Here is a 25,088-nt window from a genome sequence, read left to right on the forward strand (position 1 = left end):
GGTCTCCTCGGAAGAGAAAGAAAGAACAAGAACCTGGGCATGGCGAAGGACAACGACAGCCATGAGGTCCACCCCCTTCTCTTCTAGGAATCCTGCGGAGCACGTACGCGGTGCACTCTTCCGGGCGACCCCGGACGGCGCAACCGATTTATCGGGCCGCCATCACGGCGGACAGCCCCTGGATCACGTTGCCGACCACCCGGGTCGGCGCGAACCGGTTGTCGATCCAGTCCCGGCCGCGGTGCAGCCAGACGCTGGGCAGCCCCATCGCGGCGGCACCGCCGATGTCGGCCTCCGGGCTGTCGCCGACGATCCAGGCGCCGCCGAGGCGCATCCGGACCCGCTGGGCGGCCAGCGCGAAAATGCGCGGATTGGGCTTGCTCACCCCGGCCTGCTCCGAAATCACCCAGTCGGCGACATAGCGGTCCAGCCCGGTACGCCGGATCCGGCTCTCCTGCTGCTCGTGCGGGCCGTTGGTGACCACCACCGGCACCCACCCGGAATCACCGGCGATCCGCAGCGCACAGGCCACGAGCGGGTCGAGCCGCTCGTACGCCAGCGGGCCCTCGTGCAGCTCCTCGAGCAGGTCGATCGAGGGGATTTGCAGCTGGTAGCGGTCGCGGATCAGGTCCGCGAGGTCCCAGCGCGAGGTAAGCCCGTCGGCGTCCACGGACAGTAGCCACTCGAGGTCCTCGTGCGGCGCCGAGATCTCGTCGAGGAAGCCTTTCGCCCACAGCCGGAACGCCCCGCTGCGATCGAGCAGGGTGTCGTCCAGGGCAAGGAAGACGAGAGGCACCCGCGCACTGTACGTGAGTGATTCCGGAGCCGACAGTCCAAGAGTGTTAACAAAGATTCGCCCGGATGGCTGTTTTCGCGCCATGCGAGAGTGAATCCCGGACTCTGGCAAGCCGTACGTACGGATTGCAAGGGCCCGAAGGTCCATGACACGATCTCAGCGTGCCCAGGGTAAGCCAGGACCAGCTCGACGCCCGCCGCCACGAGATCCTCGCCGCGGCGCGGGGGTGCTTCGCCCGCTTCGGCTACGAGGGCGCCACCGTGCGCCGGCTCGAGGAGGCCACCAGCCTCTCGCGGGGCGCGATTTTCCATCATTTTCGCGATAAGGACTCGCTCTTCCTCGCGGTCGCCGAGGACGACGCCGCCGCCATGGTGGAGACCGTCGCCCGCGACGGTCTGGTCCAGGTCATGCGTGACCTGCTCGGACAGGCCCGCTCCAGCGACGGCGACACCGCCGGCTGGCTCGGCACCCAGCTGGAGGTCTCCCGGCGGCTGCGTACCGACCCCGAGTTCGCCAAGCGCTGGGCCGAGCGCTCGGCCGCCATCGCCGAGGCCACCCGCGAGCGCCTGGAGCGCCAGCGCGAGGCCGGCGTGCTCCGCGACGACGTGCCGGTCGAGGTCCTCACCCAGTTCCTGGAGCTGGCGTATGACGGCATGGTCCTGCACCTGGCCACCGGCCGCCCCGCGGGCGAGCTGGGCCGGGTGCTCGACGTCGTGGAGGAAGCCGTCCGGCGCCGGTGACCGGGGGTTTGCGGTGACCTGCACAATGAGGCCCTGAAACCGCGCGAGCTCGGGAGGTCGGACATGAATCTCGCAGCGCAGGGCAACACCTGGGGCATCACCGGACCGAGCTTTCTGATCTTCTACGTCTCCGTCGTGGTGGCCGTCGCGATCCTGGCGGCGATCCACCGGCGGATCCTCTTCGCGGGCAACCGCGGCGCGCACGTCGAGCGGCTCAACCCGCAGCAGGTCGCGTACCTCAACGGCGGCGACCGGCTCGCCGTCTACGCCGCGCTCGGCGGGCTGCGCGGCGCCGAGGCGATCGCCAGCAACTCCGGCAAGACCCTGCGCCAGGCCGGGCCGCTGCCGGCCGGCGCCACCGCGCTGGACTCGGCGATCTACAACGCGGCCGGGCGGGGCATCCGGGCCCGGGACGTCATCGGCGACGAGTGGGTCGTCGCGGCGCTGCGCCAACAGCGCGAGGCGCTCGAGGCGCAGGGCCTCGCGGTGCCGCCCGCCCAGGCGAAGGTGGCCCGGCTCTGGGCGCTGGCCGGCGCGGCCCTCGTGCTGCTCGGCGTGGCCCGGCTGGTCGACGGCGTGCAGAACGACAAGCCCGTCCTCTTCCTCGTCTTCGCCATCGCGCTCGCGGTCATCCTGTCGATCTCGATGCTGCGCAGGAGCCGGCGGCGGGCCACCCGGGTCGCCGACAAGGGCATGACCGCGCTGCGCCGCAAGCACGAGTACCTGTCGCCGCGGATGTCCCCGTCCTACGCGACCTACGGCGCCACCGGCGCCGGGATGGGCGTGGCGCTGTTCGGCGCGGCGTCGCTCTACACGATGGACCCGGCGTTCGCCTCCGAGGCGGAGATCCAGCGGATCAACTCCACCGCCGGCGCGAACGGCTCGTCCTATTCCTGCGGAGGCAGCAGCAGCGGCGGAGACTCGGGCGGCAGCTCGTGCGGCGGCGGCAGCTCCTGCGGCGGCGGAGGCGGGTGCGGCGGGGGCGGGTGCGGCGGGTGACCACCTCGTACGGGGTGGGCATCGGCTGGCGGCCCGAGATCTCCGGCTTCGTCGCCGAGCTGCCGGGCCTGGGCTTCGCCGAGGTGGTCGCCGAGTCGGTGCACGCGCACGGCGACCTGCCGCCCGGCCTGGCCGAGCTGCTCGACCGCGGCGTCGCCGTCGTGCCGCACGGGGTGAAGCTGTCGCTGGGCGGCGCGGAGCCGGTCGAGCCGGCCCGCGTCGCACACCTCGCCGCGGTGGCCGAGCGCCTGGCCGCGCCGCTGGTCAGCGAGCACATCGCGTTCGTCCGGGCCGGCGGCGTGGAGGCCGGACACCTGTTGCCGGTCCCGCGCAGCCGCGAGGCCGTCGACGCGGTGGTCGCCAACGTCCGGCGCACCCAGGCCGAGCTGTCCGTGCCGATCGCGCTCGAGCCGATCGCCGCGCTCTTCGACTGGCCCGACGACGAGATGGACGAGGGCGCGTTCCTGACCGAGATCCTGGAGCGCACCGACGCCCTGCTGCTGCTCGACGTGGCGAACGTCTACGCGAACGCCCGCAACCGGGGCACCGAGCCGGCCGACCTGTTCGACCGGCTGCCGCTGGAACGGGTCGCGTACGTGCACGTGGCGGGCGGCGCCGAGCACGACGGCATCTACCACGACACGCACACCGACGCGGTGCCCCAGCCGGTCCTCGACCTGGTCACGGCGCTGTGCGAGCGGCACCGGCCGCCCGCGCTGATGCTCGAACGCGACGGCGACTACCCGGCGGCGGCCGAGCTGCGCCGCGAACTGGACGCCATCGCGGCCGCCTCCGGCTACCCCGCCGTGACATGACGTCGCTGGAGCGGCGGCAGGCGGAGCTGGTGGCCGCGCTGACGGCCGGTGCCGCCGTACCGCCGGGATTCGACGGCCGGCTGGTCGAGGCGGCCCGGGTCGCGCTGCTCAGAAAGCGCGCCGGTGAGGTCGCGCGGCACTGGCCGGAGCTGGCCGCGGCGTTCGGCCGCGGCTGGCCGCGCCGGTGGTCGGCGTGGGCCGCGGCCCGGCCGACGCGGGGCTCGCTGCGCGACGGCTGGGACCTGGCCCGCGACCTGCGCGCGGCCGGCGAGCTGCCGGCCCCGGCGGGCGCCGAGCTGGCGACCCGCGAGGCGCTGATGTCCTACGACGGAGTGTCGGCGCCGCGCACCCGGCGGGCGCCGGCCGTGCGCGGCGCCGCCGGCTCGCTCGTCGTCCAGTTCGCCGGCCGGGTACGCGTGCTGCGCCGCCCCGCCGCCGGACCGCACCGGTAGCCGCGCCGCGTGGACGGCTCCGTGCTCGTCACCGGCGCGTCCCGCGGGCTCGGCGCGCACATCGCCCGGCGGCTTGCCGCGGACGGCCGGCCCGTCGCGGTCAACTACCTGCCCGACCCCGAGGACGCCGAGCGGGTCGTCGCGGACATCAGGGACGCGGGCGGACGCGCGGCCGCCTTCCGGGCCGACGTCACCGACGAGCGGGACGTGTCCGCGCTGGTGGCGGCGGTCGAGGCCGAGCTGGGGCCGGTCGCGGTGCTCATCCCGAACGCGACCGGCCCGCAGCCGCTTATCGACGCCATCGACGTGACCTGGCAGGACCACCTCGACCAGCTCACGTTCTTCGTGAAGAGCCCGACCCTGCTCATGCGGGCGGTGGCACCGGGCATGCGGGCCCGCGGCGGCGGCCGGATCATCCAGATCGGATCGGACGCGTTCGAACGGGCCGCGCCGGGCATGTCGGCCTACAACGCGGCGAAGGGCGCCCAGATCTCCCTGACCCGGACCTGGGCCCGGGAGCTGGGGCCGTGGGGCATCACGGTGAACCTGGTCGCGCCGGGCTGGATCCCGGTGGAGCGCCACGCGCAGGTCCCACCGCGGTACCTGGAGGAGTACCGGCGGGCCGTGCCGCTGGGCCGGATGGGCACGCCCGCGGAGATCGCCGACGTGGTGGCGTTCCTGGCCTCCGACGGCGCCCGCTTCATCACCGGCGAGCGCATCACGGTCAACGGCGGCCACACCATCGACTGAGCGGTGCTCAGCCCGGCATCGCCGGCGCCCGGTCGATGAAGCCCAGGACCGTTCGGATGCGGCCGTCCGGGCCGAACTCCGCGACGTCGAAGCCCACCACCAGCGGCTCCCCGCCGGCCGGGCCCAGGTGCCAGGTAAAACGCGCCTGGTCGTGGTGCGCGTCCACCGGGCCGCCGGGCGTGAAGACCAGGCCGGGGAACCGGTCCTGCGCCACGCCGATCAGGTGCCCCAGCGCGCCGTGCCCCTCGACCGCGGCGAACGGATCGACGTACCGGACGTCGGCCGTGAACGCCTCCTCGATCCGCGCACTGCGCTCGGCCGGCTCCGCGTTCCAGGCGGCCAGGTACCGCTCCACCGCAAGCTTGCTCATGGCGATCTCCCTTACAGGTCGGTGAGGTTTGCCGGACCACCGTCGCCCGGTACGGGTAGCCGGGTCGATTACCTCCCGGGTAATCGGCGCGCGGCGACGGGCTGCCTACGATCGGGGCATGAGCGAGGTTGGCGCGCTGCTGCGGCGCTGGCGTGGCGACCGGCGGCTGAGCCAGCTCGCCCTAGCCGGCCAGGCCGGTGTGTCCGCGCGGCACCTGTCCTTCGTGGAGACCGGCCGCTCCCGGCCGACGCGGGAGATGATCCTGCGGTTGGCCGAGGAGCTGGCCGTACCGTTGCGGGCCCGGAACGCGCTGCTGCTGGCCGGCGGCTACGCGCCGGCCTATCCCGAGGGTGACCTCGGCGGCCCGGGCCTGGCCGCCGTGCTGACGTCGCTGCGCGCGGTGCTGTCCGGGCACGAGCCCTGCCCGGCGGTGCTCGTCGACCGGCACTGGACCATGATCGACGGCAACGCGGCGATCGCCCTGCTGACCGCCGGGGCGGCCCCCGAGCTGCTGGAGCCGCCCGTGAACGTGCTGCGGCTCTCGCTGCACCCGGACGGGATGGCGCCACGGATCCTGAACCTGGCGCAGTGGCGCGCACACGTGCTGCACCGGCTGGACCGGCAGGCGCAGACCACCGGCGACCCGGTGCTGCGGTCGCTGCACGACGAGCTGCTGGCCCTGCCCGGCGGCCTGGCCGCCGCGGAGCCCGACGGCCTGGCCGTGCCGCTGCGCTTCGCGGCGGCCGACCGTGAGCTGTCGTTCTTCAGCTTCACCTCGATGTTCGGCACCCCGCTCGACGTCACCCTCGCCGAACTCGCCGTCGAGTCGTTCCTGCCGGCCGACCCGGAGACGGCGGAGTTCCTGCGCGCCCGATGACGGCCCGGCCGCCGGGGTGGCAGTATCGGCGTCATGGATCTCGGGCTCGCCGATCGCGTCTACGTCCTCACCGGAGCCTCGAAGGGCCTCGGCTTCGCCACCGCGCGATCGCTGGTCGCCGACGGCGCCAAGGTCGTCATCTCCTCCCGCTCGGCGGAGAGCGTCGAGGCCGCCGTCGCCGAGCTGGGCGACGGCGCCGCCGGGGTTGCCGCGGACCTCACCGATCCCGCGACGCCGGAGCTCCTGGTCCGCACCGCGCGGGCCCGCTTCGGGCGCCTGGACGGCGCCCTCGTCTCGGTGGGTGGCCCGGACCGCGGCACGGCCGCGCAGCTCACCGACGACCAGTGGCGCGGCGCGTTCGAGACGGTCTTCCTCGGATCGGTACGCGCGATGCGCACGTTCGCGGCCGAGCTGGGCGAGGGCGGCGCGATCGCGGTGGTGCTGTCCACCTCTACGCGGACCCCGATCCCCGGCCTGGGCCTGTCCAACGGGCTGCGCCCCGGTCTGGCCGGCGTCGCGAAGGACATGGCGGACGAGTTCGGCCCCCGCGGCGTACGGGTGGTCAGCCTGCTGCCCGGGCGGGTGATGACCGACCGCAACCGCGAGCTCTTCGAGGCCACCGGGGACGCCGACGCCGCGGCGGCCGAGGCGGCCGCGTCCATTCCCCTCGGGCGACTCGGCGCGCCGGAGGAGTTCGGACGGGTGGCGGCGTTCGTGCTGTCGCCGGCGGCCGGCTACCTGACCGGCCTGACCGTGCCCGTCGACGGCGGCGCGCTCCGGACGCTGTAGCCCGCCGATGCCGTCCGTTCCGCACCGGCCGACCCCCGCCGAGGTCGCGGCCGCCGCCGACCGCACCATTCCGGATCTGGTCGGCCCGGACCTGCGGGTCCTCTTCTCCGGCATCAACCCGAGCCTGTACTCGGCGGCGACCGGTCACCACTTCGCCCGCCCGGGAAACCGGTTCTGGCCGGCGCTGCACCGCTCCGGGTTCACCCGGCGGCTCCTGCACCCGTCCGAGCAGTGGTCGCTGCCGTCCGAGGGCCTGGGCATCACGAACGTGGTCGCCCGCGCGACGGCCCGGGCGGACGAGCTGTCCCCCGCGGAGCTGGTCGAGGGCGGCCTGCTGCTGGCGGACCTGGTGGCCCGGTGGCGGCCGCGCTACCTGGCGGTGCTGGGCGTGACCGCGTACCGGGCGGCGTTCGCCCGGCCGAAGGCGCGGATGGGACCACAGGACGAGTCGATCGCCGGCGTCCCGGTCTGGGTGCTGCCGAACCCGAGCGGCCTGAACGCTCGGTGGACTACACCCCGGCTTGCCGATGCGTTTCGCGATCTACGAGAGACCACGGACGAGTAGGACTTCGTCGAGCTCACCACAGTCCTTCGAGTCGATATGACAGGGCTCCCTACAGTGGTCCCGTGCAACCTCACCTACCCCGCGCACCGCAGCCATCGTTCCTCCAGCAGGAGATCGGCGGTGTCCCAATCTGGGTCCATCTCCTAGCCGGCTTCGCGACTTGCGGGATATATCTTGTTTTCCTGCCTTTCGCTCTCGTCCACAGCGCGATCGAACGCCGGATCGACCGGGCCGTGGACCGCGTGGTCGAACCGGTGCTGGACCGAGTAGTCAAGGTGGCACTGGCGATCGTGGCCGTGCCGGCCCGCCTGGTCTATCGGCTCGGGCGGCTGATCTACAACCGCATCACCGCGCGGGCGAATAGGTCCTGAAACCGGCTTTCTGTCAGGAATCTCGCGAGTCGCACTTGTCGGCGGTGCGCAGCGGCTATGCCAAGGAGAACAGGTTCACGTATCGACCCCATTGGGACTACCCGACTGGCCTGACGGCGACAAGAGCGCCTGAGGTAATCCACGTCGAGCGGCCTGAACGCGCACTACACGGTCGACGGCCTGGCTTCGGCGTTCGCCGACTTGCGGCGCACCATCTCGGTGATCCAGACGGGCGCGAACGGGGAGGTGCAGTTCGGCGGCGTCGGGTAGTCCTTGAGCACCTCGAGGCGCTCGCCGATGTCGAGCGCGCGGGCCCGGTACCCGGGGTGCTCGATCCCGATCTGCGCCAGGCAGTGGTTCATCGCCCATTGCAGGCGCTCCGGTGCGTCGCGCATCCGCGCCTCGATGACGTCGAGCAGGCCCGCGAGGTCGAGCCCCTCGGGCTTCTTCGCCACGCGCTCGGTGGTCAGCGCCCAGCCGGCGCTCGCGACCACCGGATCCGGGTCGGCGAACCAGGCCACCCGCAGCTCCTCGGCGTGCGGGTTCTTCTTCACCACGTAGTTCACGAGCCAGTCGTGCACCTTGGGGGTGCGCGACTCGCGCAGCATGCCGTCCAGCTCGTCGCGCCCGAACGCCCGGGGCCGGCAGATCAGCATCGCGAGCAGCCTCGCCGCGGTGTCGCCGGTCGCCCAGAGCTCCACCGCGAGGTCCTGGCGCGTCTTGAGCTCCTTCGCGAGCGCGCGCAGCTTGCCGAGGTTCACGCCGTGATCGTCGCCGTGCTTCTCGTTCACCGCGCGCGCCTTCGGGTCCTCCAGCGCGGCGAGCTCGGCCATCACCTCGGCGACGGTCCCGGTCATTCGGCGTACGCCAGCAGCGTCGGGGCCGTCCGGCCGTCCCAGGTCCCGGTCAACGTGGCACCGGCCGCCGTGGCGTCGTCGCCGAGGCGGCGGACCACCGTCGCCGCGCGGCCCTCGGGAACGGCGCCGCTGCCGGTGATCGCCATGGAGGGCGCCCGCAGCTCCAGCTCCCCGTCGACCTCGATGAACTCCTCGGCCTGCGGCTCGCCGGCGAAGGCGCCCGCCAGGGCCGCGAGATAGACCGGGTCACCGAGCGCGTCGTAGACCCAGCGCCGGCCGAGCACGCTGTGCTCCATCGTGCCGACCAGCCAGTCGCCGCCGTCGTCGAGGGGCGCGCCCCGGTAGGTCAGCGGAACCTGGTGGATCGGCCCGTCACCGAACCGGACGAGCAGCGTCTCGATGCCGACCTCACCCGCCGGGTCATCGAAGCGGTACGCGGCGACGCGCTCGATCGCCGCCGTCGCCGGACCCTCGAACCAGGGACGGCCGGGCAGCCAGGCCGCGACGAGTTCAAGCTTGGACGGCTTCAGTTCAGCGCGATACAGCAGAGCCATGCGCGGATCATAGTGAACGCTTTCGGCCGTGCGGCGTGGTCGGTCGGAGCCCGCGTCGGCCTGCCGCCGGGCGAGGCTGCCGCGACAGGTCCGGGTGTCGGGGTGGTCGGGGCCGAAGACCCGCAGGCAGTCGGCCAGTAACAGCTCCAGCGCGGCCACGGCGCCGACGGCATCCCCCGCGTCGCCCCGCAACCCGGCGAGGTTGTGGCGGGCGCTCAGGGTGTCGGGGTGGTCGGGGCCGAGGACCCGCACATAGTCGGCGAGCAACAGCTCGAACGCGGCGACGGCGCCGGCCTCGCCCCGCCGCCGGGCGAGGTTGCCGCGGGTGAGCAGGGTGTCGGGGTGGTCCGCGCCGAGGACCCGCACGTAGTCGGGGAGCAGCAGCTCGAACGCGTCCGCGGCACCGGCGGCATCGCCCGCCTCACCCCGCCAGAAGGCGATGTTGTGACGGGCGTTCAGGGTGTCGGGGTCGTCGGAGCCGAGGAGCCGCAACCGGTCGGTGAGCACCTGCTCGAACGCGTCCGCGGCGCCGGCCGGGTCCCCGGCCGCGGCCCGCCAGAAGGCGAGGTTGTGGCGGGCGGCCAGGGTTTCGGGCCGGTCGGGGCCGAGGACCCGCAGACAGTCGGCGAGCAGGTGCTCGAACGCGGTCGCCGCGCCGCCGACGTCCCCGGCCTGGCCCTGTCCGTTTGCGAGGTGCAGGCGGCAGGTCAGGGTGTCGCGGTGGTCGGGGCCGAGCACCGCGATGCTGGTGGCGCACAGCCGCTGGTAGTGGTCGCGGGCGGCGGCGACCAGCTCCTCATCGGCCGGCCGGGCCTGCCGTCCGGCCGCCGGCGGGGGCACCACACCCACCCGCAGCGGCCACGCCACCGGGGAACGCCCGCCGACGGTGACCGGGCCGTGGAAGATCCCGGCCGCCCCGTACACGTCCCGGGCGGCCGGCTCGGGCGCGGTGGTCGCGCCGGCAGTCGTCGCCGCTACCCGGCTGCCGGCGGGATCGGGGGGAGCTGCGTACGCCGATCGAAGATCACCGTGTCGTGGAACTCGCCGATCGCGCCCTCGTTGGTGTCCACCGTGACGGCGAACCGGGCCGCCCGGTCCGGTGCGGCCGCGGCCAGCAGCTCCCGGGCCGCGGCCAGGATCTGCTCGTCCTCGGCGGCGCCGGAGTCCACCAGGTCCGGTCCGATGCGGGCCCGCCACACACCCGGTTCGGTCTCGTCGGCGTCCAGCGCGCGCCGGGCGTCCTGCCGGCCGGTGAACCGGCGCCAGATCAGCGCCTTCAACAGCCGATAGCCGTCGCCGACCGCCTCACCGGCGGAACCCGACACCCCCGCGCTCGCCCCGGCCGCCAACGCGGCCACGATCACGTCCATCATCGTCGTTTACCTCACCGCGGCCCCGCTCCCCCGTTGCGATCACCGCATGTCAATGACCGTGACACCAGGAGTGCCGAGAGTATCGGCGCATGCCGCACCGCCGACTCCCCGGCGGTGCGGCGTTCTGCCGCCCGGCCGGACATTCACCCGCACGAGGCCTTATTATCGCCAGATGGCGATGACAACGGAGACTCACGATCCCGGATGCAGGCCCGGCCTGTCGCCGGCGGCGGCGTTGTTCCGCAGCCTTGGCGACGAGACGCGGCTGACGATCGTGCGGGAGCTGGCGCTGGGCGAGCGCCGGATCGTTGACCTGACGCGGACGCTCGGGCTGGCGCAGTCGACGGTGTCGGCGCACGTGGCCTGCCTGCGCGACTGCGGCCTGGTCGAGGGCCGGGCGGTCGGGCGGCAGATGTTCTACCGGCTGGCGCAGCCGCGGTTGCTCACCCTGCTGGGCGCCGCGGAGGAGCTGCTGACCGCGACGGGCAACGCCGTCGACCTGTGCCCCGTGTACGGGCACGGCGCCTCGTGAGCCGGCCGACCTGGATGGCCGCCACGACCATGAGCGCCGACCGGCGCCTGACGCTGAACCGGCGCAGCCTGCGCCTGGCGTACGCGACCGCCGGCTACAACCTGCTCGAAGGCGTCGTCGCGGTCACCGCGGGCGCCGCCGCGTCGTCGACCGCGCTGCTCGGCTTCGGCCTTGACTCCTTCGTCGAGGTCTCCAGCGCCCTCGTGGTGATCTGGCAGTTCCGGTCCCGCGTCCCCGAGGCCCGGGAACGGCTCGCGCTGCGCGGCATCGCCGTGTCGTTCCTCGCCCTGGCCGCCTGGATCTCCTTCGACGCCGTCACCGCGCTGGCCGGCGGGGAACGACCGGACGCCTCCCCGGCCGGCATCGCCATCGCCGCCGCGTCCGTGGTCGTCATGCCGCTGCTGGTCTACGCGAAACGGCGCACCGGCCGCGAACTCGGCTCGGCGACCGTCGTGGCCGACAGCATGCAGACGATGTTGTGCACCTACCTGTCGGCGATCGTGCTGGCCGGCCTGCTGCTGAACACAACCCTCGGCTGGTGGTGGGCGGACCCGGTCGCCGCACTGCTCATCGCCGCGATCGCCGTCCGCGAAGGCATAGCGGCGTGGCAGGGCGACCACTGCGACGACTGCACCCCATAGACCATCCCCACCACCACAACGCCGCGCCACGGCAGCACCTGGACAGCGACGGCTGCGGAGTCGGGTTCAGCGGTGTCGCTGGTCGTTGTAGGCGAGCGCCGACGACAGCTCCCGGTGCGCGCCGGCCTGCTCCAGCAAGGCCTTCGCCTTCATCTCCAGGGCGCCGACCGCGTCGGCGCCGACCGCGTCGGCGCCGGCCGCCCAGCGCGCCGGCGGTTCGGCCGAGTTGACGAGCTGTACGAGCGCGGCCGCGAGCTTGGCCGGTCGCCACCTTGCAAGCCGCTCACGCCGCTCCACGCGGTGACGGTCTGCTCGGCGCGCTCGGCGTAGTCCTCGATGCTCGCCTCGGCGTAACTGGTCGACTCCGGGGTGAGCAGGTCGGTGCGGAAGAAGCCCGGCTCGACGATCATCGTCCGGATCCCGTACGGCGCGACCTCCGGCGCCAGGGACTCCATCCAGCCTTCCAGGCCGAACTTCGCCGCCGCGTACGCCGAGGTGAACTCCGCACCCAGGAAGCCGGCGACCGAGGAGATCGACACGACCAGCCCGGAGCGCTGAGCACGCATCACCGGCAGCGCGGCCCGGGTGACGTTCAGCGGGCCGAACAGGTTCGTCTCCACCTGCGGCCGGAAGGCCTCGGGGGCGATCTCCTCGAAGAACCCGGCGATGAAGTTGCCCGCGTTGTTGACAAGCACATCGATACGGCCGAGCCGGTCGACCGCCGCCCGCACCGCGGCCTGCGCGCTGTCCGCATCGGTCACGTCGAGCCGCACGGTCAGCAGATCGTCGGCGTTGCCGACCGCCTTCTCGACCTGCTCCGGATCGCGGCCGGTCGCGACCACCGCGTACCCGGCGGCCAGGGCGGCTTTCGCGATGTCCACTCCCATGCCCCGGCTCGCACCGGTCACGAGGAGAACCTTCTTCTCAGCCATGCCGCTCACGTCCTTGTCGGGGTCCAGGCCGGCGGTGACGTCATCCAGGGAACCGCCTTTGCCGGGCGCGAAGAAGACGCTGCTGGAAGGTGTACTGACGAGAAGTCCAGCCCGGTGTAGGCGGTCGCTAGGCCGTATCCCGGCGCTCCCGGCCGCCCGACGTAGGCGAGCATCACCGGCTCGCCTGATTCCGGCCGCGCCCGGCAGGGGCTGATGTCGAAGCCGGACTCGCCGCGCAGGTGATGGCGATGGTCCAGGTCGCCGCCTCCACCAGGCCGCCCATCGACGAGGTCGGCGGGTGCCCGCCCGAAGACGAACACCAGGACCGCGAGGCCCACCAGGCCCCAGAGGCCGAGACCGATGCCGCCCATGCGTACACCGAGAAGGATCGCGACGATCCCCTGCGCGACGATCAACGCAGCATCCACTCGAACCTCCCAGCCCTCGCGGAACCAGACATCAACCCATGTCAGTCGACGAATCGTACGAACGCCGGACCGGGAGCCGGAACATCCGCGACGGGCGACCCGGTCCCCGGCCTGCGCGATTGCGGCCTGGTCGAGGGCCGGGCGGTCGGGCGGCAGATGTTCTACCGGCTGCCGCAGCATGCTCGGCTTCGGCCTGGACTCCTTCGTCGAGGTCTCCAGCGCCCTGGGGGTGATCTGGCAGTTCCGGTCCCGCGTGCCCGAAGCCAGGGAGCGGCCGGCATTGCGCGGCATCGCCGTGTCTTTCTTCGCCCTGGCCGCCCTCCGGCGGAGACGGTCACAGATCAAGATCGTCGATGTAGGAAGTCCTCGGATCACGGCAACCTTTACCGTGCTCCAGGGCGTAAGCAGTACTCGTGAAGTTGAGATCAAGGATGCGGGGGGCTGATGCGCGATCGTGAGGACGAGGAGGTTACGGCCTTCGTCCGGGCGCGTTACGGACCGTTGCTTCGGACCGCCTATCTGCTGTGCGGCGATCGAGGGAAGGCCGAGGACCTGGTCCAGACGGCGTTGGCCAAGACGGTAGTGGCGTGGCCTCGGCTGCAAGGCGCGGAAGGTATCGATCGCTACGTGCAGCGAATTCTGGTCAATACCTATGTGACCTCGCGGCGGCGCCGGTCCTGGTGGGAGCAGCCCCTGGGTCGCCTGGTGGAGAGTCGAGCGCGGGACGAGTACGTAGGGGTGGAGCAGCGAGACTGGCTACGCCGAGCACTGGAAGGGCTACCGGCACGCCAGCGTGCTGCGGTCGTTCTGCGCTTCTATGAGGACCTGTCCGAGCAGGAAGCGTCGCACGCGCTGGGCTGTTCGGTCGGCACGGTCAAGAGTCTTTCGTCAAGGGGCCTGCAGACACTGCGCAAGCGGTGGGTCGAGGTCGACACTGTGGCCGAACACGAGGTGCGATATGCATAGCCCGACAGAGTTGCGCGACGGTCTGATCGAGCTGGCCGAGCCGGTGATACCCATCGAGGGCTACGAAGACGGAGTCATGCGGCGGGCACGCCGGCTTCGTGGACGGCGGCGTATCGCCACCGGAGCGGCGGCCGCGGTGTGCGTGGCGTTGCTGGTGACGATGTTTCGAGTGGTCGGCGTCGGGTCCACGCCGCAACTTGCCGCGGCGACCCCGGACGGCCCGTTCCTGGGCTGGTCCTCTGTGGGCGACGTTGACGCCGCCCTGGTGCGTGAGGCAACTGATACCTGGGACCGGACCGCCTCGACAGGTCCGCACTCTGGCGTTCGAACTCTGGTGGCGACGCGGGATCGACTCCTGCACTCGGTGGTCGTGCTTCAGGGCTACGACAAGCAGGGCGCGGCACGGTTGGCGTTCTTCACAAGTGATGTGAGCGCGGCGGATGCCTTGCGGTTGCGGGCCGATCGGCCGTCGCCCGACCCGGTGAACACCAAGGTGATCAGTCTGGTCAGTCCTCGGTTGACCGGGCCGGCGGGAACCCTCAGCACGGATCCCTGGGGTACCTACGCCATCGCCGTCGTCATGCCAGGCGTTACCGCGGTGCGGGTATCAAGCACTGCGATCGACGAACAAATGATAGGGACACCCGACGCACCCACCAGTCGCCTCGCTGTAAAGAGCCTCCCGCTCGCTGCGACTGCGCAGACGACCGCCATCGCCGGTTTCATCACAGCGAAACTACCCTTCGCCAAAGCGACAAAGGTGTTCGAGGAACCAGGCGAGGACGGCGCCGACGGCGACGCGCGGGCTGTACCCGCCGAGGTGGTCAGCAGGACCGGCCAGCAGATGGTCGTGGTGTTCCCGAAGGGCCAGGCGGTGCGGCAGGGGCAGCTCGCTGTCGTAGCCGAGGGTCTGGTTGGACGCGTCACCGCAGTCGATGCCGCTCGCGGCGAAGCCACTGTCGACTTGGTCACCAGTACCGGATTCGCCGGCGAGGTCTACACCAATATCAGTAATGTGCCGGGTTCCGGGCGTGGGACCGGACAGAAGCTGGTCATGGAGCGCATTCCGGCAGGTGGCGAGGTCTTCCAGGGTAACCGTGTCTTGATGCCGGATCCATCCCAGGAAAACAATCAGGTGGGCGCTGTCACGATCGGGCGAGCGTCCGCCGAAAAGGCGGTGGACGCAAGCACGGTAGAACTCACGCCGACGGCGGACCTATCCCACCTGGAGAAGGTGTTCATAATGACGCCGTTCACTGTGGGCCCCCGCTAACGCCAGAACGCGCGGAGGCGAGTCGCCTCCGCGCGTTCTGAACGCTGGAATCAATGATCAGGGATACCGGACCTGACCCTTACCGTCGACGTACGTCTGAGTGAAGCTCCCCAATCACCTTCATGGTCACGTTCGGCGGCAGAGAGGCCCGCACTGCGGCGTTGTTCGCCTCGATGATCGACTGATCGGCGGCCGTCGGCGCCGCAGGTGCCGCCTGAGCCGGACCGACCAACATCAGCAGTCCCGCGGTCGTAGCAGCGGCAGCCCCGAGCGCTCGGACCGGCATGTCAGTGCGCGGACCTCATACCGGTGCCGAGGCCGGCGGAGGTTGTTCCCGCAGCCGCCAGTCCGCTCCTTGTAAAGGCGCGACGAGAGTCGTGGCGCGCCTTGTCGAGCTTGGAGGCCATAAGCCACAGGGATCCACCTAATCCGAAGGCGACTTCCTACCCGTGGGGGAGGTTCAACGGGCGCGCTCCACCCCAGAGATCTCTCCTCTGACGCATGGCGAGTACCTCGTTGAGATGAGCGACAATCCGGTGCCGGGAACTCTGGTCCTTGTCACCGAGCCACCGCCCTGGCTAATCCACCCGCAGGCACTTTAAAGGCCGGGAGGCCGCCCAACGGCCACGCGGGTTGGCTCATCGCGGTTAAGCCTCCTCCACGCCAGACCGGCGCCATCGGTAAAAGATGCCGACGCGAGTATGCGATCCTTTAGTTCCTCAATTCTCGGATTATCGGGAACGTTGAAATGCCATTCCAATGGTCTTGGGTGATCAAATATCACCTCCGCAGCCTGTCAAGGCAATCCCTACACCGGTCCAGCCATCTACGCTACTGCCAAGCGCCTTGACCGCCGTGGCGTAGACTATTCGACCCTGCCCGGTCTGAGCATCGACCCTGTCCTCATGCCAAGTCCGTTGCTCACGACGCAAAGCAGCGATTCGGGCAGCCGGCAGAAGCTGTCGCTGCGGCCTCTCCTGCGGTCATGGTCGAGACACGCGTAGGTCACCGGATGCGTCTCGCTCTTACCCCGCGGTGATCTCGGCGTTCGTTGTGCTGGGCGACCCGGGTAGGGCCGACACGGCAAGGGCTTCTGCCACGGCCTCGTTGATCCTGCCGCTGTACCCCGATGAAGTGAATAGGTCCTGCAGAGCGGGCTGGAACGTGATCCCGACCGAGTCGGTCAGCTTGCGATCGCTCATCGCCGCAGTGGCGTAGCCGTTGAACGGGCAGTGCGGCTTCTGCCTGGTCGGCACTCGATCAGGCAGGCGACTGAAGGAGGCCAGACGCCCCCAGAAAATCGGTCCCTGGCCGCCGCTGATCGAGGATGACAGGCCCACGCGCCAGTCGAGGCGCCGCCGCACCAAACGTCGGCGGCGGTGGGTCGCCGCGAATTGCGGGGTGTGGGCGAGTTCGTACATCCGATGCAAGTCAACCAGACCCTTCGGGACGCCTCGCAGGCCATTGGGATAGATCCGCAGCAGGTGCTCGGTGCCCGCCCGGCTTTCGTCGGTGCACCTCCCCGCTACCAGACGCACCTCGGCGGTGCCGGAATGGCCGACATGGAACGGTGCGGCCGCGAAGGAGACCGCGGCTAGTTCGCCTGCCCGGTCGACGAACGCGGTTGGGAAGTCGACGGTGCTGCACCGTTCGTCGCCGAGGCGACAGGTTGAGAGGCCGGCGCCCCGGGTCAGGGCTCGATCGGGTGGGAGGCGGTGACGATGATCGGTTCGGGCTCGGCCAGGTAAGGGACGGCGGGGCTGTCCGCGACCGCGAACTGGGTGCGGTAGAGCTCGGCGTAGAGGCCGCCGGCCGTGACCAGGTCGGTGTGGCGGCCGCGTTCGACGATGCGGCCGGCGTCGAGGACCAGGATCTGGTCGGCGTCGCGGACCGTCGACAGGCGGTGGGCGATGACCAGGGCCGTCCGGCCCTCGAGGGCGACCGACAGCGCGCGCTGGACGGCGGCCTCCGACTCGCTGTCGAGGTGGGCCGTCGCCTCGTCGAGGATCACGATCGAGGGCTGCTTGAGCAGCAGCCGGGCGATCGCGAGGCGCTGCTTCTCGCCGCCCGAGAAGCGGTAGCCGCGCTCACCCACCATCGTGTCCAGGCCCTCGGGCAGCGAGCGGACCAGGTCGGCGACCTGTGCGCCGCTCAGCGCCGCCCACATCTCCTCCTCGGTCGCCTCGGGCCGGGCGTAGCGCAGGTTCTCCGCGATCGTCTCGTGGAACAGGTGTGAGTCCTGGGTGACGACGCCGATGGTGTCCCGCAGCGAGTCCAGCGTGGCGTCGCGGACGTCGACGCCGCCGACGCGGACCGCGCCCTCGGTCACGTCGTAGACCCGGGAGACCAGCATCGAGGTGGTCGACTTGCCGGCGCCGGACGGGCCGACCAGCGCGACCATCTGCCCGGGCTCGACGGTGAAGTCGACGCCGCGCAGCACCGGCGTGTTCTCCGTGCGATCGAGCGCGACCACGTCCTCCAGCGTCGCCAGCGAGACCTGGTCGGCGCTCGGGTAGCGGAAGTGCACGTCGCGGAACTCGACGAGGCCCGCGCCGGCCGGGATCGCCACCGCGCCGGGCTTCTCCTCGATGCCCGGCTTCAGGTCAAGGACCTCGAAGACCCGGTCGAAGGAGACCAGCGCGCTCATCACGTCGACGCGCACGTTGCTCAGCGCGGTCAGCGGGCCGTACAGGCGGGTGAGCAGCAGTGCCAGGGTGACCACGGTGCCGGCGGTGACGCTGCCGGTGACCGCGAGCCAGCCGCCGAGCCCGTAGGTCAGTGCCTGCGCGAGCGAGGCGACGAGCAGCATCGCGACGAAGAAGGTGCGGGAGTACATCGCCTGCTCGACGCCGATGTCGCGGACCCGCTTGGCGCGCTCGCCGAAGCGAGCCGCCTCGGCGCCGGGCCGGCCGAAGAGCTTGACCAGCAGGGCGCCGGAGACGTTGAAGCGCTCGGTCATCGTCGCGTTCATCTTCGCGTCAAGGTTGTAGGACTCGCGGGTGATCTCGGCGAGCTTCTTGCCGACCCGGCGCGCGGGGATGACGAACACCGGGAGGAGCACCAGCGAGAGCACGGTGATCTGCCAGGAGAGGCTGAACATCACGGCCGCGGTGAGCACGAGCTGGATCACGTTGCTGACCACGCCGGACAGCGTCGAGGTGAACGCGCGCTGCGCGCCGGTGACGTCGTTGTTGAGCCGGCTGACCAGCGCGCCGGTCTGTGTCCGGGTGAAGAACTGGAGCGGCATGCGCTGGACGTGGTCGTAGACCTGGGTGCGCAGGTCGAGGATGATGCCCTCACCGATGCGCGCCGAATACCACCGCTGGGCCAGTGACAGGAACGCGTCGACGACCGCGAGGCCCGCGATGGTGAAGGCGATCTTGATCACCGTGGCCGCCGCGTCGGGGCCGCCGGCGGTGATCGCGTTTACCACGTGGCCGGCCAGCACCGGGGTCGCGACGCCGATGCCGGCCGCGAACACGACGGTGATCAGGAAGACCACGATGTCGCGCCGGTATGGGCGCGCGAACTGTAGGATGCGCCGGGTCGTGCCCCTGCTGAGCTGGTGTTTCGACACACGCTCGGAATTCTGGATCGAGCGCAGCATCATCCAGCTGGAGCCGCTGGACATCGGGCCCATGTGTCACCTCCCGGGCGTCTTGAACCGCAGGCAACAGTGTGCCCGCTGGGTATGACAACCCGAGAGGTAACCGGTTTCTTCCTGTTGGGTCCTTACTCGCTGCCGATCAGGTCGCGCAGGCGGCGGGTCTGCGCCTCCCGCTCGGCCCGGTCCTGCTCGGCGTACGAGCGCTGTGGCGCTCCGGCGAGCAGGGCCTTGATCTCCGCGACGGCGCCGGCGTCGCCGGCCAGCGTGGCTGCGGCCAGGTCGGTGACCGCGCCCGCCAGGTCGGCGACGGGCACGACGGCGGTGGCCAGACCGATCCGGTCCGCCTCTTGCGCCGAGATCCGTCGGCCGGTCACGCAGATCTCCAGCGCCCGGGACACCCCGACGAGTTCCGCCAGGCGCTTGGTCCCGCCGAGATCCGGTACAAGGCCGAGGGTCACCTCGGCCATCGAGAAGCGCGCGTCGTCGGCGAGAACCCGGAAGTCGCAGTTCAACGCCAACTGAAATCCCGCGCCGATAGCGTGGCCCTGTACGGCCGCGATGGTGACGAGCGACGGACGTCGTAACCAGGTGAACGCTTCCTGGAAGCCGGCAATGCGTTCGGCACACTCTTCCGGAGACAACCGGGCCAGTACGGGCAGCGAAGAATCGCCGTCACCCCTGGCTACCGACAAGTCGAGTCCCGCGGAAAAGGCGCGTCCTTCGCCGCGGACAATGACGACTCGTACATCTCCCGGTAATTTCCGGGATATATTGCCGAGCTCCGACCACATGGCCGGAGTCTGTGCATTGAGCACATCGGGCCGGCACAACGTCACCGTTGCGACCGGCCCGTCCTGGTCATACCGAACGCCTACGTCGGACCCGGGTGATGCACTGGTCGTCACGCCTTCTTGCGACGACGGGCGCCGCCGCGCTGGCGAAGCTGAACGCCCGACTCGGTGAGCACCCGGTGCACGAATCCGTAGGACCGCCCGGTCGAGGCGGCCAACGCGCGAATGCTCTCCCCGGACGTGTAACGCTTCACCAGGTCTTTGGCGAGCGTCTGGCGCTCGCTTCCGACGATTCGACGACCCTTCTCAGTGCTGGTGGCTGTGCCCGTGGCTGCCATGTTGAATCCTCACGTCCCAGACTGTGCGGTTCGATACGGTCCCACCTATTAGACCGCCTCCAACGATCATGCGCTAGGTATCTTGGCTTAGCGAACGTGCCCAATTACCACTGTCAGGAACCCGACGGTCACCATGTGCATCAATGTCAGACCGATGGCTCCACACCCCGAAGCCGCCGGAAATCGGGTACCGGAGAGCGTTTCCCCGGTCCGGCCCGGGCCCGGCGTGGTATAGCGGGCCCGAGTCCAAGACCACCCGCTGAGCTGCACAAACATCAACTACGGCGGGGCCGGACAACGATGTCACTCACTGTCTATACGGTGTTCACGCAGAGGCGCCGCGGCCGCCCGGAGCGGCGGGCACACCCGGGCACACCGCAACCCGGCTCCGTCGTGGGGTGACCGGAGCCGGGCAGGAGTCGCACTGTCTGTGTGGGCACCAGTTGACAACTGACGATGCCGTTGATCCTGGATCAAACGATGGCGATCACGCCAGCTCGACGAGCTCCAGCAGGTCGTCGCTCCACGCGTCCTCGTCGCCGTCGGGCAGCAGGATCGCCCGGTCCGGCTTCAGCGCCTGCACGGCACCGGCATCGTGCGTGACCAGCACGATCGCGCCCGGGTAGTTGGCGATGGCGTCGAGCACCTGCTCGCGGCTGATCGGGTCGAGGTTGTTCGTCGGCTCGTCCAGCAGCAGCACGTTGGCGCCCGAGCAGACCAGAGTCGCGAGCGCGAGCCGGGTCTTCTCGCCGCCGGAGAGCACCCCGGCGGGCTTGTCGACGTCGTCGCCGGAGAAGAGGAACGCGCCCAGGATCTTCCGCAGGTCGGTGTCGGTCTGTTCCGCCGCGGCGCTGCGCATGTGCTCGAGGATCGTGCGGTCCACGTCCAGGGTCTCGTGCTCCTGTGCGTAGTAGCCGAGCCGCAGCCCGTGCCCCGGACGCACCTCGCCGGTGTCGGACTCCAGCAGGCCGCCGAGGATCCGCAGCAGCGTGGTCTTGCCCGCGCCGTTGAGGCCGAGGATGGCCACCCGCGAGCCGCGGTCCACCGCGACATCGACGTCGGCGAAGATCTCCAGCGAGCCGTACGACTTCGACAGTCCGTGCGCGGTGAGCGGGGTCTTGCCGCAGGCCGCGGGGCTGGGGAAGCGCACCTTGGCGACCCGGTCGGAGGTGCGGACCTCCTCGAGGCCGCCGAGCAGCTTCTCCGCGCGGCGGGCCATATTCTGCGCCGCGACGGTCTTGGTGGCCTTGGCCCGCATCTTGTCGGCCTGCGCCATCAGGGCGCCGGCCTTCTTCTCCGCGTTGGCCCGCTCGCGGCGGCGGCGGCGCTCGTCGGTCTCACGCTGGTTGAGGTAGGTCTTCCAGCCGACGTTGTACATATCGACGACGGCGCGGTTCGCGTCCAGGTACCAGACCCGGTTGACCACGGCGTCGAGCAGCTCGACGTCGTGGCTGATCACGATGAGGCCGCCCTTGTGCTGTGCGATGTAGCCACGCAGCCAGGTGATCGAGTCCTGGTCCAGGTGGTTGGTCGGCTCGTCGAGCAGCAGGATGCCCTTGCCGTTCTGGCCCGAGTTCTGGAACAGGATGCGGGCCAGCTCGATGCGGCGGCGCTGGCCGCCGGAGAGCGTGCCGATCGTCTGCGCCAGCGCCCGGTCGGGCAGGCCCAGGTTCGAGCAGATCCGGGCGGCCTCGGCCTCGGCCGCGTAGCCGCCGAGGCTGGCGAACTGGTCCTCGAGCTGGCCGTACCGGCGGATGAGCTTCTCGTCGGTGCTCTCCTCGAGCTCGACCTCGAGCTTCTGCATCTCGGAGAGGAGCACGTCGAGGCCCCGGGCGGAGAGCACCCGGTCGCGGGCCGTCACGTTCAGGTCACCGGTTCGGGGGTCCTGCGGAAGGTAACCGACCTCAACGGTACGGGTGACCTCCCCCGCGTACGGCTGGCCCTCGCCGGCCAGCACCTTGAGGGTGGTCGTCTTGCCGGCGCCGTTACGGCCGACCAGGCCGATGCGGTCGCCGGGCTGGACCCGCAGCGTGGTCGGGGAGATCAGGATCCGGGAGCCCGCACGCAGTTCGAGTCCGGTGGCGGTAATCATGAGAAGACGTCTCGCTCTCAGTGAAAAGGCTGGCTCAGGCACACGGAAGCGCCGAGCGGAGGAGAAACATCCGGTCGGCGCGGGGCAGGTCAGCCTTCGCAGAGCAGCACTCGCCGATTGTACCGGGCGCTCGCCGCGACCTCCCAACCGATTAGCCCGCGACGGCAACGGGTAAGGCGCGGAGCACACGTGCCGGATGGCCGAGCGAGGGTGAGATGGAACTCAACGAGAACGCCAGTATCGACACCAGCCAGATCGACGACCAGCGCTCCTCCGGCGGATCGGGCGGCGGCATCGGCGGCCTGCCCATCGGTGGCGGAGGTCTCACCGGCATCGTGGTGGCGGTGTTGATCGCCCTGGTCGGCGGCTACTTCGGCGTCAACAACCTCACCGGGGACGACGGGGCGGCGCCGGCCGGTGACAACACCGCGCTGGCGCAGAAGTGCGCGCAGTCGGACGCCCGCGAGCAGCTCGACTGCCGCAACGTGCTCTTCGTGAACTCGATTCAGGACTACTGGGCCGACGCGCTTCCGGCGAACTTCGGCGAGCCGTACCAGCCGGCCAAGACCGTCCTGTTCTCGAAAGCGGTCCGCACCAAGTGCGGCGCGGCCGACTCCGGCGTCGGGCCGTTCTACTGCCCGGCCGACGACCGGGTCTACATCGACCTGACGTTCTACCGGGTGCTGGCGGACCAGCTCGGCGCGCCGGGCGAGTTCGCGCAGCCCTACGTGCTGGCGCACGAGTACGGCCACCACGTGCAGGACCTGCTGGGCACCGAGGCGGAGATGCGCCGGGCGCAGCAGCGCGACCCGGGCAACGCGAACGCGCTGTCGGTGAAGCTGGAGCTGCAGGCGGACTGCTACGCGGGCGCCTGGGCGAAGAACGCGACGGGCACGGACGACAAGTCCGGCAAGAAGATCTTCAAGAGCATCGGCCAGGAGGACATCCAGCAGGGCCTGGACACCGCGGCCAAGATCGGTGACGACGCGCTCCAGCAGCGCGGGGGCGGCGACGTCAACCCGGCGGAGTTCACCCACGGCACCAGCGCCCAGCGGCAGGCGTGGTTCAGCAGGGGCTACGAATCGGGCTCGCCGAAGGACTGCGACACCTTCGCCGCCGGCGCGCCGAACTAAGGATCTCGGACCAGGATCCGCACCGTACGGGCCTGGGCGGCCGCCTCCTCCAGAACCGTACGGCGCGGCTCCGGTACGTCAAGGAAGCGCTCCGCGCGCAGCGCCGCCAGCGGCCGCAGGTTCGGCGCGGCGAGGATCGACTCGACCGCCGTACGGTCGCCGCCGGTGACCAGCGCGCTCAGGCCCCGTACCTCCGGAAGGAGCAGGCGGGCCGCGATGCCGGCGCCGTCCGCGGCGGCCGCCTTCGCCTGGTTGTCGCGGCGGCGCGCGAAGCGCTGCTGCGACCAGCCGCCCGCCGCGGTCCTGCCCTGCACGTAGTGGGTGTCGACCTTGGACACGACCAGCTTGGTGCCCTCGGCGACGCCGACCGCGACCGCACCCTTGCGGGCCAGCAGCAGCCCGATCCGGCGGACCGCGTCCGCCTCGCGCCGCAGGGACTCCAGGTCGTCGACCGGCGGAGCACCCGGCGGCGGCACCAGCTCGGCGGTCGCGCCGTCCGCCGCGGTCAGCAGCAGGCCGTCCCCGATCCACGGCCCGTGCCGGGCGGCGAAGTTCTCCAGCCAGCGCGACAGCCGCTCGGGCGCGACATCCACCCACCGTCCACCACCCGCGGCCGGCCGCGCGCTCATGCCGCCCCCTGCGCCGGGGCTCCGGCGACGACACGCTCGCTCATGTCCTCACCCTACGGGTGCGATGATCGTCACATGACGCGACCGCTCGCCGACGAACTGCTGGACCGGCTGGTGCGGGAGTTCGGTGCGGCCCGCGACCCCGAGCGTGCCGTTGGCGCGGCGGCGTACATGCGCGATCAGTTCGCCTTCCTCGGCCTGCCGGCGCCGGCTCAGCGGGCGCTGGCCCGCAAGGTGCTGGCCGGGCTGCCCGCGCCGACCGAGGAGGAGCTGCGCACGGTGGTGCTGGCCTGCTGGGAGCTGGAGGAGCGCGAGTACCAGTACTTCGCCTGCGACTGGCTGCGCAGGCACGTGGCGGTGCCGGGCCCGGACTTCCTGGCCACCGCGCGGATGCTGATCACGGCCAAGTCGTGGTGGGACACGATCGACCCGCTGGCCACCCGGTTCGTGGGCGGGCTGGTGCGCCGGCATCCGGAGCTCAGCGCCCGGATGGACGCGTGGTCGGCCGATGAGAACAAGTGGCTGATCCGCACGGCGCTGCTGCACCAACTGCACTACGGCGCGGAAACGGACACGGACCGGCTCTTCGGCTACTGCACCCGCCAGGCGGGCCACCCCGACTTCTTCGTCCGCAAGGCGATCGGGTGGGCGCTGCGCCACTACGCCCGCACCGACCCGGACGCGGTACGCCGCTACCTCGCCCAGCACCGCGACGTACTGTCCCCGCTCTCGGTCCGCGAGGCCGCAAAGCACCTCTGAGCAGGGGTCAGACCACGAGGCCGACGGCCAGGATCGCGATGACCGCGCTGGAGACCAGGGCGGTCACCAGCCGGCCGCGCTCGCCCGTCAGCACCCGCCCGACCAGGGAACCCCCGCCGGCCACCAGCAGTTGCCAGCTCGCCGAGGCCAGGAACGCGCCCAGCACGAACCACACCCCGCCGCCCGCGCCGCCGCGGCCCAGCACCAGCGCCGCGAAGTACACGACCGTCGCCGGGTTGAGCATCGTCAGGCCGAGGACGCCGAGGTAGGCCGCGCCGGGAGTGGTCGTGACCGTGGCGGCCTCGCCGGTCCGCTTCCGCAGCGCCGACCGGGCGGTGTGCACCGCGAGGAGCACCAGCACGGCGGCCGCGACCCAGCGCAGCGGCATCGCGATCGGGGCGACCGAGCCGGCCAGGGCCGCACCGCCCAGGACCGCCACCAGGGCGTACACGCCGTCCGCGGTGGCCGCGCCCAGCCCGGCCGCCGCGCCGACGCGCAGCGAGGTGCGGGCGGTCAGGCCGGCGATCAGGACGGCGATCGCGCCGACGGGCACGGCGACGCCGTAGCCGGCGATCACGCCGGCCAGGAACGGGCCGCTCATGGCACGGGTGGGTGCATCGCCGGGCCGACGGCGACACGCTGCTGTCGCACGACCCGGT

The 25,088-nt window shown here is 71.2% G+C and carries 29 protein-coding genes and 1 pseudogene; 16 read left to right on the plus strand and 14 right to left on the minus strand.

The features are described 5' to 3' along the window. Positions 1 to 148 precede the first annotated feature (148 nt). On the minus strand, positions 149 to 796 hold the full coding sequence (locus tag BJ971_RS29160) for an HAD family hydrolase (protein ID WP_184996378.1): 648 nt from the start codon (positions 794 to 796) through the stop codon (positions 149 to 151). A 161-nt stretch (positions 797 to 957) separates the two neighbouring features. Between BJ971_RS29160 and BJ971_RS29165 the strand changes: the two genes are divergently transcribed. The 5 genes from BJ971_RS29165 to BJ971_RS29185 all read left to right on the plus strand — a co-directional run bounded on the left by BJ971_RS29165 (position 958) and on the right by BJ971_RS29185 (position 4,552). Then, entirely contained in the window at positions 958 to 1,536 is a 579-nt protein-coding gene (locus BJ971_RS29165) for a TetR/AcrR family transcriptional regulator (RefSeq protein WP_184996379.1), read from the plus strand. Between the two features lie 63 nt (positions 1,537 to 1,599). Further along, the gene (locus BJ971_RS29170; RefSeq protein ID WP_184996380.1) at positions 1,600 to 2,535 is read left to right on the plus strand and encodes a TIGR04222 domain-containing membrane protein; all 936 of its coding nucleotides are present in this window, start codon (positions 1,600 to 1,602) and stop codon (positions 2,533 to 2,535) included. Next, positions 2,532 to 3,350 carry an MbnB/TglH/ChrH family RiPP precursor modification enzyme gene (locus tag BJ971_RS29175; RefSeq protein ID WP_184996381.1) on the plus strand — a complete coding sequence of 273 codons (819 nt, stop codon included), beginning with the start codon at positions 2,532 to 2,534 and terminating at the stop codon, positions 3,348 to 3,350. The genes BJ971_RS29170 and BJ971_RS29175 overlap by 4 nt, the downstream gene beginning before the upstream one ends. Next, positions 3,347 to 3,802, plus strand: coding sequence for an SCO6045 C-terminal-like domain-containing protein (locus BJ971_RS29180; RefSeq protein ID WP_184996382.1), 456 nt, complete (start codon positions 3,347 to 3,349; stop codon positions 3,800 to 3,802). Before BJ971_RS29175 ends, BJ971_RS29180 begins: the two co-directional genes overlap by 4 nt. 9 nt (positions 3,803 to 3,811) lie before the next feature. After that, the gene (locus BJ971_RS29185; RefSeq protein ID WP_184996383.1) at positions 3,812 to 4,552 is read left to right on the plus strand and encodes an SDR family oxidoreductase; all 741 of its coding nucleotides are present in this window, start codon (positions 3,812 to 3,814) and stop codon (positions 4,550 to 4,552) included. 7 nt (positions 4,553 to 4,559) lie between these two features. On the opposite strand, the gene BJ971_RS29190 is transcribed toward BJ971_RS29185, so the two are convergent. Then, complete coding sequence (locus BJ971_RS29190) at positions 4,560 to 4,922, minus strand: nuclear transport factor 2 family protein (protein ID WP_184996384.1); 363 nt, start codon at positions 4,920 to 4,922, stop codon at positions 4,560 to 4,562. Between the two features lie 118 nt (positions 4,923 to 5,040). On the opposite strand from BJ971_RS29190, the gene BJ971_RS29195 reads away from it, so the two are divergent. The 4 genes from BJ971_RS29195 (at position 5,041) to BJ971_RS29210 (ending at position 7,524) form a co-directional block, all read left to right on the plus strand. Beyond that, entirely contained in the window at positions 5,041 to 5,799 is a 759-nt protein-coding gene (locus tag BJ971_RS29195) for a helix-turn-helix domain-containing protein (protein WP_184996385.1), read from the plus strand. 33 nt (positions 5,800 to 5,832) lie between these two features. Then, positions 5,833 to 6,588 (plus strand): SDR family oxidoreductase, encoded by a 756-nt coding sequence (locus BJ971_RS29200; protein ID WP_184996386.1) that lies wholly within the window; start codon positions 5,833 to 5,835, stop codon positions 6,586 to 6,588. A gap of 7 nt (positions 6,589 to 6,595) precedes the next feature. Further along, a complete protein-coding gene (mug, locus tag BJ971_RS29205) occupies positions 6,596 to 7,153 on the plus strand; it encodes a G/U mismatch-specific DNA glycosylase (RefSeq protein WP_184996387.1) in 558 nt (185 codons plus the stop codon). A 62-nt stretch (positions 7,154 to 7,215) separates the two neighbouring features. After that, complete coding sequence (locus BJ971_RS29210; RefSeq protein WP_184996388.1) at positions 7,216 to 7,524, plus strand: hypothetical protein; 309 nt, start codon at positions 7,216 to 7,218, stop codon at positions 7,522 to 7,524. A gap of 164 nt (positions 7,525 to 7,688) precedes the next feature. Here BJ971_RS29210 and BJ971_RS29215 read toward each other — a convergent pair whose 3' ends face one another. Genes BJ971_RS29215 through BJ971_RS29230 form a run of 3 tightly spaced genes read right to left on the minus strand, consistent with a single transcriptional unit; the run spans position 7,689 to position 10,308 of the window. Continuing rightward, a complete protein-coding gene (locus BJ971_RS29215) occupies positions 7,689 to 8,381 on the minus strand; it encodes a DNA alkylation repair protein (protein ID WP_184996389.1) in 693 nt (230 codons plus the stop codon). Then, positions 8,378 to 9,859: a CG0192-related protein gene (locus BJ971_RS42330; protein ID WP_203709379.1), complete on the minus strand. Its 1,482-nt coding sequence runs from the start codon at positions 9,857 to 9,859 to the stop codon at positions 8,378 to 8,380. Before BJ971_RS42330 ends, BJ971_RS29215 begins: the two co-directional genes overlap by 4 nt. 50 nt (positions 9,860 to 9,909) lie before the next feature. Further along, entirely contained in the window at positions 9,910 to 10,308 is a 399-nt protein-coding gene (locus BJ971_RS29230; RefSeq protein ID WP_184996390.1) for a hypothetical protein, read from the minus strand. A 172-nt stretch (positions 10,309 to 10,480) separates the two neighbouring features. Between BJ971_RS29230 and BJ971_RS29235 the strand changes: the two genes are divergently transcribed. After that, complete coding sequence (locus tag BJ971_RS29235; RefSeq protein ID WP_184996391.1) at positions 10,481 to 10,840, plus strand: ArsR/SmtB family transcription factor; 360 nt, start codon at positions 10,481 to 10,483, stop codon at positions 10,838 to 10,840. Between the two features lie 14 nt (positions 10,841 to 10,854). Continuing rightward, positions 10,855 to 11,478: pseudogene (locus BJ971_RS29240) on the plus strand (cation efflux transmembrane domain-containing protein); the annotation flags it as partial. Positions 11,479 to 11,630: 152 nt separating this feature from the next. On the opposite strand, the gene BJ971_RS29245 reads toward BJ971_RS29240, so the two are convergent. Next, a complete protein-coding gene (locus BJ971_RS29245; RefSeq protein ID WP_203709377.1) occupies positions 11,631 to 12,413 on the minus strand; it encodes an SDR family NAD(P)-dependent oxidoreductase in 783 nt (260 codons plus the stop codon). A gap of 5 nt (positions 12,414 to 12,418) precedes the next feature. After that, on the minus strand, positions 12,419 to 13,021 hold the full coding sequence (locus BJ971_RS29250) for an anaerobic C4-dicarboxylate transporter family protein (RefSeq protein WP_184996392.1): 603 nt from the start codon (positions 13,019 to 13,021) through the stop codon (positions 12,419 to 12,421). On the opposite strand from BJ971_RS29250, the gene BJ971_RS29255 reads away from it, so the two are divergent. The 3 genes from BJ971_RS29255 to BJ971_RS29265 are packed head-to-tail and all read left to right on the plus strand — an operon-like array spanning position 13,020 to position 15,080. After that, entirely contained in the window at positions 13,020 to 13,286 is a 267-nt protein-coding gene (locus BJ971_RS29255; protein ID WP_184999374.1) for a hypothetical protein, read from the plus strand. The genes BJ971_RS29250 and BJ971_RS29255 overlap by 2 nt on opposite strands. Next, a complete protein-coding gene (locus tag BJ971_RS29260) occupies positions 13,286 to 13,807 on the plus strand; it encodes a SigE family RNA polymerase sigma factor (RefSeq protein ID WP_184996393.1) in 522 nt (173 codons plus the stop codon). Before BJ971_RS29255 ends, BJ971_RS29260 begins: the two co-directional genes overlap by 1 nt. Positions 13,808 to 13,817: 10 nt before the next feature. Further along, positions 13,818 to 15,080, plus strand: a complete 1,263-nt coding sequence (locus BJ971_RS29265) for a rod shape-determining protein MreC (RefSeq protein WP_239087521.1) — start codon at positions 13,818 to 13,820, stop codon at positions 15,078 to 15,080. 1,025 nt (positions 15,081 to 16,105) lie between these two features. On the opposite strand, the gene BJ971_RS29270 is transcribed toward BJ971_RS29265, so the two are convergent. The 5 genes from BJ971_RS29270 to BJ971_RS29290 all read right to left on the minus strand — a co-directional run bounded on the left by BJ971_RS29270 (position 16,106) and on the right by BJ971_RS29290 (position 21,908). Beyond that, positions 16,106 to 16,501 (minus strand): hypothetical protein, encoded by a 396-nt coding sequence (locus BJ971_RS29270; RefSeq protein WP_184996395.1) that lies wholly within the window; start codon positions 16,499 to 16,501, stop codon positions 16,106 to 16,108. A 269-nt stretch (positions 16,502 to 16,770) separates the two neighbouring features. After that, a complete protein-coding gene (locus BJ971_RS29275) occupies positions 16,771 to 18,720 on the minus strand; it encodes an ABC transporter ATP-binding protein (RefSeq protein ID WP_184996396.1) in 1,950 nt (649 codons plus the stop codon). Between the two features lie 92 nt (positions 18,721 to 18,812). Next, positions 18,813 to 19,592, minus strand: a complete 780-nt coding sequence (locus BJ971_RS29280; protein ID WP_184996397.1) for an enoyl-CoA hydratase/isomerase family protein — start codon at positions 19,590 to 19,592, stop codon at positions 18,813 to 18,815. Beyond that, complete coding sequence (locus tag BJ971_RS29285; protein WP_015620263.1) at positions 19,589 to 19,816, minus strand: helix-turn-helix domain-containing protein; 228 nt, start codon at positions 19,814 to 19,816, stop codon at positions 19,589 to 19,591. The genes BJ971_RS29280 and BJ971_RS29285 overlap by 4 nt, the downstream gene beginning before the upstream one ends. 487 nt (positions 19,817 to 20,303) lie before the next feature. Further along, positions 20,304 to 21,908, minus strand: a complete 1,605-nt coding sequence (locus tag BJ971_RS29290; RefSeq protein WP_184996398.1) for an ABC-F family ATP-binding cassette domain-containing protein — start codon at positions 21,906 to 21,908, stop codon at positions 20,304 to 20,306. Positions 21,909 to 22,123: 215 nt separating this feature from the next. Between BJ971_RS29290 and ypfJ the strand changes: the two genes are divergently transcribed. After that, complete coding sequence (gene ypfJ, locus BJ971_RS29295) at positions 22,124 to 23,041, plus strand: KPN_02809 family neutral zinc metallopeptidase (RefSeq protein WP_184996399.1); 918 nt, start codon at positions 22,124 to 22,126, stop codon at positions 23,039 to 23,041. Here the strand turns inward: ypfJ and BJ971_RS29300 are convergent. Beyond that, positions 23,038 to 23,670 (minus strand): acVLRF1 family peptidyl-tRNA hydrolase, encoded by a 633-nt coding sequence (locus BJ971_RS29300; RefSeq protein ID WP_184996400.1) that lies wholly within the window; start codon positions 23,668 to 23,670, stop codon positions 23,038 to 23,040. The genes ypfJ and BJ971_RS29300 overlap by 4 nt on opposite strands. 75 nt (positions 23,671 to 23,745) lie before the next feature. Between BJ971_RS29300 and BJ971_RS29305 the strand changes: the two genes are divergently transcribed. Then, positions 23,746 to 24,429: a DNA alkylation repair protein gene (locus BJ971_RS29305; RefSeq protein ID WP_184996401.1), complete on the plus strand. Its 684-nt coding sequence runs from the start codon at positions 23,746 to 23,748 to the stop codon at positions 24,427 to 24,429. A gap of 7 nt (positions 24,430 to 24,436) precedes the next feature. Here BJ971_RS29305 and BJ971_RS29310 read toward each other — a convergent pair whose 3' ends face one another. After that, on the minus strand, positions 24,437 to 25,030 hold the full coding sequence (locus tag BJ971_RS29310) for a LysE family transporter (RefSeq protein WP_184996402.1): 594 nt from the start codon (positions 25,028 to 25,030) through the stop codon (positions 24,437 to 24,439). Between the last annotated feature and the right edge of the window lie 58 nt (positions 25,031 to 25,088).

It is taken from the genome of Amorphoplanes digitatis (genome assembly GCF_014205335.1).
Taxonomy (GTDB): Bacteria; Actinomycetota; Actinomycetes; order Mycobacteriales; family Micromonosporaceae; genus Actinoplanes; species Actinoplanes digitatus.

Excerpts from the sequence above, each read along its gene's own strand:
- BJ971_RS29275 (WP_184996396.1), bottom strand. The coding sequence starts at position 18,720 with ATGGGCCCGATGTCCAGCGGCTCCAGCTGGATGATGCTGCGCTCGATC.
- BJ971_RS29310 (WP_184996402.1), bottom strand. The coding sequence starts at position 25,030 with ATGAGCGGCCCGTTCCTGGCCGGCGTGATCGCCGGCTACGGCGTCGCC.
- BJ971_RS29270 (WP_184996395.1), bottom strand. The coding sequence starts at position 16,501 with ATGTACGAACTCGCCCACACCCCGCAATTCGCGGCGACCCACCGCCGC.
- BJ971_RS29245 (WP_203709377.1), bottom strand. The coding sequence starts at position 12,413 with ATGGCTGAGAAGAAGGTTCTCCTCGTGACCGGTGCGAGCCGGGGCATG.
- BJ971_RS29300 (WP_184996400.1), bottom strand. The coding sequence starts at position 23,670 with ATGAGCGCGCGGCCGGCCGCGGGTGGTGGACGGTGGGTGGATGTCGCG.
- ypfJ (WP_184996399.1), top strand. The coding sequence starts at position 22,124 with ATGGAACTCAACGAGAACGCCAGTATCGACACCAGCCAGATCGACGAC.
- BJ971_RS29260 (WP_184996393.1), top strand. The coding sequence starts at position 13,286 with ATGCGCGATCGTGAGGACGAGGAGGTTACGGCCTTCGTCCGGGCGCGT.
- BJ971_RS29285 (WP_015620263.1), bottom strand. The coding sequence starts at position 19,816 with ATGGCAGCCACGGGCACAGCCACCAGCACTGAGAAGGGTCGTCGAATC.
- BJ971_RS29290 (WP_184996398.1), bottom strand. The coding sequence starts at position 21,908 with ATGATTACCGCCACCGGACTCGAACTGCGTGCGGGCTCCCGGATCCTG.
- BJ971_RS29255 (WP_184999374.1), top strand. The coding sequence starts at position 13,020 with ATGCTCGGCTTCGGCCTGGACTCCTTCGTCGAGGTCTCCAGCGCCCTG.
- BJ971_RS29190 (WP_184996384.1), bottom strand. The coding sequence starts at position 4,922 with ATGAGCAAGCTTGCGGTGGAGCGGTACCTGGCCGCCTGGAACGCGGAG.
- BJ971_RS29200 (WP_184996386.1), top strand. The coding sequence starts at position 5,833 with ATGGATCTCGGGCTCGCCGATCGCGTCTACGTCCTCACCGGAGCCTCG.
- BJ971_RS29195 (WP_184996385.1), top strand. The coding sequence starts at position 5,041 with ATGAGCGAGGTTGGCGCGCTGCTGCGGCGCTGGCGTGGCGACCGGCGG.
- BJ971_RS29305 (WP_184996401.1), top strand. The coding sequence starts at position 23,746 with ATGACGCGACCGCTCGCCGACGAACTGCTGGACCGGCTGGTGCGGGAG.
- BJ971_RS29235 (WP_184996391.1), top strand. The coding sequence starts at position 10,481 with ATGGCGATGACAACGGAGACTCACGATCCCGGATGCAGGCCCGGCCTG.
- mug (WP_184996387.1), top strand. The coding sequence starts at position 6,596 with ATGCCGTCCGTTCCGCACCGGCCGACCCCCGCCGAGGTCGCGGCCGCC.
- BJ971_RS29180 (WP_184996382.1), top strand. The coding sequence starts at position 3,347 with ATGACGTCGCTGGAGCGGCGGCAGGCGGAGCTGGTGGCCGCGCTGACG.
- BJ971_RS29230 (WP_184996390.1), bottom strand. The coding sequence starts at position 10,308 with ATGATGGACGTGATCGTGGCCGCGTTGGCGGCCGGGGCGAGCGCGGGG.
- BJ971_RS29250 (WP_184996392.1), bottom strand. The coding sequence starts at position 13,021 with ATGCTGCGGCAGCCGGTAGAACATCTGCCGCCCGACCGCCCGGCCCTC.
- BJ971_RS29170 (WP_184996380.1), top strand. The coding sequence starts at position 1,600 with ATGAATCTCGCAGCGCAGGGCAACACCTGGGGCATCACCGGACCGAGC.
- BJ971_RS29215 (WP_184996389.1), bottom strand. The coding sequence starts at position 8,381 with ATGACCGGGACCGTCGCCGAGGTGATGGCCGAGCTCGCCGCGCTGGAG.